General features: G+C 47.1%; 5 protein-coding genes. 1 reads left to right on the forward strand and 4 read right to left on the reverse strand.

The genetic code is table 11. The features are described from left to right. Window positions 1–797: 797 nt before the first annotated feature. Complete coding sequence (locus tag JGK36_RS32770) at window positions 798–932, reverse strand: hypothetical protein (RefSeq protein ID WP_293178250.1); 135 nt, start codon at window positions 930–932, stop codon at window positions 798–800. A gap of 38 nt (window positions 933–970) precedes the next feature. Continuing rightward, window positions 971–3,142 carry a CBS domain-containing protein gene (locus tag JGK36_RS32775; RefSeq protein WP_293178253.1) on the reverse strand — a complete coding sequence of 724 codons (2,172 nt, stop codon included), beginning with the start codon at window positions 3,140–3,142 and terminating at the stop codon, window positions 971–973. Between the two features lie 251 nt (window positions 3,143–3,393). Between JGK36_RS32775 and JGK36_RS32780 the strand changes: the two genes are divergently transcribed. Continuing rightward, window positions 3,394–5,955 carry a PhoD-like phosphatase gene (locus JGK36_RS32780; protein WP_293199282.1) on the forward strand — a complete coding sequence of 854 codons (2,562 nt, stop codon included), beginning with the start codon at window positions 3,394–3,396 and terminating at the stop codon, window positions 5,953–5,955. Window positions 5,956–6,080: 125 nt separating this feature from the next. Here the strand turns inward: JGK36_RS32780 and JGK36_RS32785 are convergent, their stop codons facing one another. After that, window positions 6,081–6,437 carry a hypothetical protein gene (locus tag JGK36_RS32785; protein WP_293199285.1) on the reverse strand — a complete coding sequence of 119 codons (357 nt, stop codon included), beginning with the start codon at window positions 6,435–6,437 and terminating at the stop codon, window positions 6,081–6,083. Window positions 6,438–6,499: 62 nt separating this feature from the next. After that, the coding region (locus JGK36_RS32790) for a tetratricopeptide repeat protein (protein ID WP_293192345.1) at window positions 6,500–7,626 on the reverse strand (1,127 nt) is incomplete at its 5' end.

The following is a 7,626-nucleotide window of genomic DNA, read 5'->3' on the forward strand; positions in this document are numbered from 1 at the left end:
AATCTCCGGCGACATAGCTACAAGCTGGAAAGCACTCGTAGGTGTCGTGACCTTACTAACGTAGCCTAGTTAAAGACTTAGACTGGCTATCTCGTCCACTTTTGTCCAGTGTTTAGCGGATAGCCCCAATGCAATAACCTTTCCTCCAATGCCCTTACCGCAATCCCATTCTTGTCTAGTTTGGAGTTGCTGTGCGGAAAGCTCGTTGAAAGCATTATTAGCTAACTTACGAGGAAAAGAAAGGGGCTCTCGAAATGAAAATGCTAGTAATTCTATTTATTTTGCATCTTTGGGCATCTTAGCTGGTTTTTTGATTTACAAATCTATTTTTATAAATATTTTAGATTTTATTTAAGTTTTAGAATACTTTCTTAATAAAAAGAGGTACAAAAACAAAACAAAAATTAACTTCTCAAATAATCTCGGTCTTTGGGTTTGGGGCTAGGATGGGTGCAGTTGATGGCTTGTGGGGTAAGTGGAGGGGGAACAAAGGCGCTAGTGGATGAGGCAAAGCGGAAAGTAAGTTGGGTTAATTGGGCCTGGGATGCCAAAATTAGACGATTTTGGATTTGAGATTTGAGATTTTAGATTAGGAAAGAGTGATTTTGCTGCGGTTTTGAGTGTTGTGTAAAAAATTGTGAATTTTTAGTAATTGAGCGGCGACGGGCGAGGGCGAGAGTCTCCGAGTGGGAGATTTGGGGAGAGTGTCGGAGTTCCGAAAATCTGACAACTGTCAACTGAGGGCGGGCACAGGGGCACCGCCCCTACCGGGAGCATTTTTGCAAAAAGCATTTTTTTTACAGTGCGAGCGTCCCCGCTCGCGTATTGTAAAATACGCGAGCTCCCGACAGCACTACAAATGCAAAACTGAGATACACCGCCCCTACCAACTGCCAACTGCCAACTGCCAACTGCCAACTGCCAACTGCCAACTGTCAACTGTCCGCTGTCAACTGTCCGCTGTCAACTGTCAACTGTCCGCTGTCAACTGCCTTCTGACGATCGGAATCTCGATCGCAAACTCAGTCCCCAGTCCAACTTCCGAAACGCACTCCAGCCGCCCCCCATGCTGTTCCACAACTAAATGATAGGAAATAGACAGCCCCAGCCCAGTCCCCTTACCTACTGGTTTGGTAGTAAAAAACGGGTCAAATAGTTGCCTGCAAATCTCATCCGGTATGCCCCCGCCGTTGTCGGAAATGCGGATCGCTACAACATCGCCAGCAACAACTTCAGTGCGAATTGTAATTGCGGGAAGAGTCAATGGAGAACTAGGAATTAACGGCGGTGGATTTTTCCCATTTCCCTTTCTCCATTGGCCCTTCTGGATTGCTTCATCCAAAGCATCAATAGCATTGCCGATAATATTCATAAACACTTGATTGATCTGACCTCCACAGCACTCGACGCTGGGCAAATTGCCGTATTCCTTAATAATTTGAATACCTGGATGTCCGCCGTGAGCTTTGAGCCTGTGCTGCAAAATCAACAAAGTGCTGTCGAGTCCCTCGTGAATGTCAACGAATTTGACGCTAGTTCGATCCGATCGCGAAAAATTTCGCATTGACAGGACTATTTGGCGGATGCGATCGGTGCCAACTTGCATCGAAGACACGATCTTAGATAAGTCTTCCACCAAAAAATCGATTTCCATATCTGCTGCTGCTTCCCTAATTTCCGAGACTGGTTCGGGATAGTGCTGCTGGTAAAGTTCTAATAGTTGAATTAATTCTTTGATGTAATGACTCGTGTGGGAAAGATTGCCGTAGATGAAATTAACCGGATTGTTAATTTCGTGGGCGATACCGGCAATCATTTGTCCCAAAGAAGACATTTTTTCGGTGTGGACTAATTGAGTTTGAGTTTGCTGCAATTTCCGCACTGTTTGCTCTAATTGCTCTGCTTGATTTTTCAAGCAGGTTTGCTTTTTCCGCAGCACTTCTTCTACTCGCTGGCGCTTGATAATATCCCGTCTTAATAATTTATTTGATTCTAAAAGTTGGGCGGTGCGCTCTTCAACTTGTTTTTTTAAGTCTTCGTGAGCTTGGTGCAGGGCTTCTTGGGCGCGCTGCCGCTCTAAAATTTCTTGCTGTAAAAGTTCGTTGGTTTTCTGCAATTGGGCGGCTCTATCGTCTACTGCTTGCTGCAAAAGCTCGATCGTCCCGTACATCTCAGATTGGTTAAAAACTTGCGGCAAACTTGTCAGAGAAACAACACCCAAAAGCTCTCCGTGACTGCCAACTACTACCAAACGGCAGACGCAATGGCGCTGCATTTCCTGGTGGGCGCGGAAGAGGGAATCGGTGGCAGATATGGAAAATAAAGGCGCACTCATGGCATCAGCCGCTGAGATTTCCGAGAGGTTTAATTCGAGGGCGTGAAACTGCACGATGTCGCGCTCGGTGACAATGCCGATCGGGATTTGATACTTTTCTATTGGTACGATCCGCTGTGGATGCTGAATTTGGTCTTCGACAATGACGACGCAATGGGATCGATTTTTGACCATGAGCTGGGCTAATTCGAGGGCTGAGGCAGTCTTTGGGGCACAAATGACTTCTTTTGTCATGACATCTCCCGCACAGCGCAAATTTGCTAGCAAGTTCACTGGTTGTAGGGCTTCGTGAATGGCTTCGCGGGTGATGATTCCGACAAGTCGCGAGTCCTCATCGACTACGGGTAAGTGCCGGATGGAGTGCTGGCGCAAGGTGAATATAGCGGTGAAAATATCTTGAGACTCGGATTGTTTGAGGGTAATGGGCGAGTGAGTCATTACCTCAGCAATTGTCAGTCCGATCGCACAATTTACCAGAGTAGTTAACTTAACGATATCCCGTTCTGTAAAAATGCCGATCGGGCGATCGTCCTCCACGACTATGACACAACTGCGCTTGGCCGTGTTCTTAAGACTCTTTTGTTTTTCGCTACAAAGCTGACAGGAGACGCGCATCGGGTTCATGAGAGCCAAGACTTCGGCGATCGGTGTTTCTGGAGCCACTGTCAGGGGATGGCGATCGATCGATCGATCTAAAGGTGATAGATCGATCGGTGCGCTGTTGGGTTCTACAGGGGATGCTGGTGGTTTAATTGCGAGCTGGGGGACTGAATCTAAAAAATGTTGTAAATCTTGTTCTTGTAGCATAGTGATTATTAATTTTCCTTAATGAATTGTTACAATTTGGCGGACATGAGTTGACAGACTTAGCATTAATTAAGTGGAAGAAGGAACCGAAAAACGGATACCGTGCCACGTAGTCCTATAGTGGTGAGCTCCAAATTTCAGATCCTAGTTCAAGCTTCCAGATTGATATATGGAGTAAATCTCAAATCTCAAATCGGCTGACAGATACTTTGCCAAAAACCCGTTATTTAATTTTTATTTGTTTAATTCCTATGTCGTGGACACCATTAAATCATCGAATTCATCATTTGCCGCTGATTCTTGCAGGCCCGATTTTGCGCCGAATTGAAACTGGGGGCGTAACAGTTTGGCTGGCTTTGAAAGCACCCCGTCAAGTCGAACTCAAGGTTTATGCGACTGAGGGCGGCACCGGTGAAATTGTCGGTACGCCCTTGCTGCAAGGTGCTAGCTCTACTGTGCGGCTTGGCAAATACCTGCACGTAGCGGCCGTGACTGCTAAACCAATCGACAGAGATATCTTGACATACGGGCAAATTTATGCTTATGACATTGAGTTTGCGGGGAGTCAGGAGTCGCCGTCGGTGGGAGTCCCAGAAAATGAGCAGGAAAATCTCCTTTCTTGTCTGTGGCCGACTGCTGCTGATTTGTCAGTTTTGGGGCCACAGACGATCGGTTATTTCGCTCACGGGTTGCCGACTTTTGCCCTGCCACCAAGGGATTTAAACTATTTGCGTATAGTGCACGGTTCTTGTCGCAAGCCCCACGGAGACGGCAGAGATGCGCTGCCAATCTTGGATAATTCGATCGAACAGTTTGCAGGTATGGCAAATTTCCGCCCCCACCAACTGTTTTTAACGGGTGACCAAATTTACGGCGATGACGTTGCCGATGCGATGCTGTGGGCCTTGACTGATGCTGGCGATACACTGTTGGGCTGGGAAGAGAATCTGCCCCTGATGAATGATGCCCAAATAAAAAAGAATTTGTGTACCAGTATACCTAAGAAATCGGAAAAGAAAAATGTAATTCGCCAAGAGAGGGAAATTTTTAGAGAATCGCCAATTCAGAAAGCGTCTGATGCTGAGTCTGAATACAAAAAACCAATTGAGTTGCAGCCGGGGACTCGCAGCGATATTGCTAGAGATTTTGGCGGTTTTACGGCGATGTTGGTAAATAAACCGGATAAGGCTAAAAGTCACTTGTTTGGTTTGGGCGAATATTGCGCGATGTATTTGTTAGTTTGGTCTCCTGTGCTTTGGTGCGATAGTTTTCCGAAGGGTAACGATATTTGTCAAGATTCTAAGCAAGCAAAAGTCTGGGATAGAGAAGTTGTAGAACTTGACGGTTTTTGTCGCAATTTGTGGCGAGTGAGGCGGGCGCTGGCTAATATTTCTACTTATATGATTTGCGATGACCATGATGTTAGCGATGATTGCTTTTTGAATCGAGAGTGGTGTTACCGGGTGTTGGGGAAGCCGCTGGGCCGCCGGGTGGTGCAGAATGCTTTGCTGGCTTATGCTGTGTTTCAGAGTTGGGGAAATACGCCCGCACAGTTCGAGTATGGAAGAGTAGGAGATAAGTTATTAAAAGCTGCTAAAAAGTGGTCGGATTCGGCGGGGACTGATGTTGGTGTTTGGGAGGATGCTGCTGGGTATTTGGGGATTCCGGCGGTTGATATTGAAACTGGTTTGCCGAAGTTTAAGTTAGATGAAGATGTTTTGATTTTGGATCGAGATGATGAGGTTTTGAATTGGCATTTTACCGTGAGAAGTTTTAAGCATGAGGTGATTGTGCTGGATACGCGGACTTGGCGGGGCTATCCGCCCGAAAGTGCGATCGCCCCGCCGATGCTTTTGACTCACAAAGGTTTTGATGAGCAAATTCAGCAGCCTTTGCGGGAGACTGAGTTGCTGAATAAATCTGGGGAATTTGCGATCGAGGCGACGCTGGTTGTGGTGCCGACTAATTTGGTGGGTTTATGGATTATTGATGCGGTGCAAAGGCGGGATGTGGAACAGGGAAAGGTTTTTAATACCGATGCGGGGGATGCTTGGAATTTTCATGAGTTGGCTTTTGTGAAGCTGTTGTCGGAGTTTTTTAAGCAGCGCGATCGGGTGATTGTTTTGACGGGGGATATCCACTATGCTGGTGCTGTGCGGTTGAGTTATTGGTCGGATTGTCATTTTGGCGATTCTCGCTCTGAGATTGAGCGTTTACCGTCTGTATCTGGGGTGAATGGAGAGTTGAAAATTGCGAGTCAAAGATTGTCTGTTTTGGCGCAGTTAACGGCTAGTGCTTTTATTAATGAGGAGTGGACAACTCATGTAATTCATACTAAGATTAAGTCGTTGTTTCCTGAGCGATCGCACGAATGTTTGGGATGGAATGAGCCGCTGGAGTTGGTGAAGATTCCGAGACGCGGCAGGAAGAAGGCTATGGCTGCTGCTGTGAGGGATAGGCAATCTTTGCCTGATTGGGGTTATCGAGTTGACTGGATGAAGCGACAAAAATCTCGGGTGTTTTTGCAGCATGAAGACGGTGATATGTCAAGTATATTGCCTAAAAATAAACTGTTATTAATGTTGCGTCGTTTGTGGAATTTGATAGCGCTGTTGTGGCGGAATCGATGGCTGCAAGAGGGTGATGAGATTGTGGGTTATGGCAATATGGCGATCGTCAGTTTTGAGTGGCCTGCTGAGGGTGATGGGGAGAAGGCGGTGATTCAAAGTGTTTATTGGCGGCCGCTGTGGGCACCGGATAGTGTGGTTTACAGTCAGTATTTTGTGCCGTTGGGATTGGATGGGGATGATTAGTTTCTAATCTGTCCGAAGAGAGGAACGAAGCAATCCCAGAAACCCGGCGGTTGGAAACCCGGCGGTTGGAAACCGCGGCTACACAGACAAAACCCGCCTCCGCGGGTTGAAGATTCCGTTATTTCTTAGTCCGCGGAGGCGGACATCGTTTGTGTAGACGCGGTTTCCAACCGCCGGGATTTCAACGATAACAGATTCGCCCATCCACACAAAACCCGATCGCCCATCCACAAAAAACCCGATCGCCCATCCACACAAAACCCGATCGCGAGGCCCCAGAAACCGGGTTTTTTCGACAATACTCGATCGCACGCCACAAATTCGGCCAAAAACCCGGTTTCTTTGTCGGAGTCGGTAAATCCCATGCACAAAAAATGCGATCGCCCATCAACCAAAAACCCGGCGGTTGAAACCCAAAAACCCCGGCGGTTGAAACCGCGGCTACACAGACAAAACCCGCCTGCGCGGGTTGAAGATTCCATTATTTCTTCGTCCGCGGAGGCGGACATTGTTTGTGTAGACGCGGTTTCCAACCGCCGGGTTTCTAACCACCCAACAACAACTCCTGAAACCGCGCATCACCCCGAATCCCATCAAAATCCGCATCCATTTTCGCTAACTCTCGATATTCTTCCGGTTCCAATTCAATCGCGCGCCGCAAATTTTCCACTGATAACTCAACATTATCTTGCAAGGCGTAAATGCAAGCTTTGCCACCATAAGCATTAGCATAATCCGGGTTAATTTCTAAAGCTGTATCCAAATAATCTATCGCTTCCTCATAGCGACCTAATGTCATCAAAGTATAAGCTCGATTATGCAATATATGACAATAATTTGGTTCCAATTCTAAAGCTCTATCATAGCTGGATATTGCCTCTTCAGCGCGTCCAGCCCTTCCCAGCGCAATGCCGCGCCAAACCCATAAATAAGCTCGATCGGGTTGAATTTGGAGCACGAAATCAAAACAGCAAATAGCTTGTTCGTAGCATTCTGAATTGCATAGCGCTTTGCCTTGTCTGCTCCAAAAATCGCAGTCATCAGGCTGGATACTCATCGCTCGATTCCAGCTTGCGCGGGCGGCATCTTGACTGTCACATTTCATCAACGCCAAGCCTCGGTGAAACCAAAATTCTCGGTTTTCTCCTTCTATTTCGATAGCTTTGTCAAAACTGGTGACAGCTTCTTCACAGCGCTGCAAATTGTCCAAAACCTTACCGAGTTCAAACCACACAACAGCCGCATCCGGCCTCAATTCTGCAACTTCAGTTAATTTCGATAACGCTGCTTCATACTGTCCTTGTTTTGCCAGCAGTAAACCCTTGTAAAACAAAGTAAGCGGATTATTTGGCTTGTAGGGAAACGGCATTGTCGTGTCCCTACTATGTCCCTGTTTCATTCCCTCCAATCTCAGGAAATGCACCCGTCCCCATGAATCGCCCGCTACAACTGTCACCCCATCAGGCGCAAAAGCACAGCATTTAAACCCATATTCTCCGCTGAAACTAGCAACCTCTTTACCTGTGAGCAAATCCCAGATTTTCAGGGGATCCAAGAAAGCGGAAATCGCTATTTTGCCGTCTGGTGCGATCGCCACTGCACTTACCCTGTCACTATGACCGGTGAGAGTTTTCAGTTCCCGGCCTGTCTCGGTGTCCCAGATTTTCAGGG

The organism is Microcoleus sp. PH2017_35_SFW_U_B (genome assembly GCF_020737865.1).
Taxonomy (GTDB): domain Bacteria; phylum Cyanobacteriota; class Cyanobacteriia; order Cyanobacteriales; family Microcoleaceae; genus Microcoleus.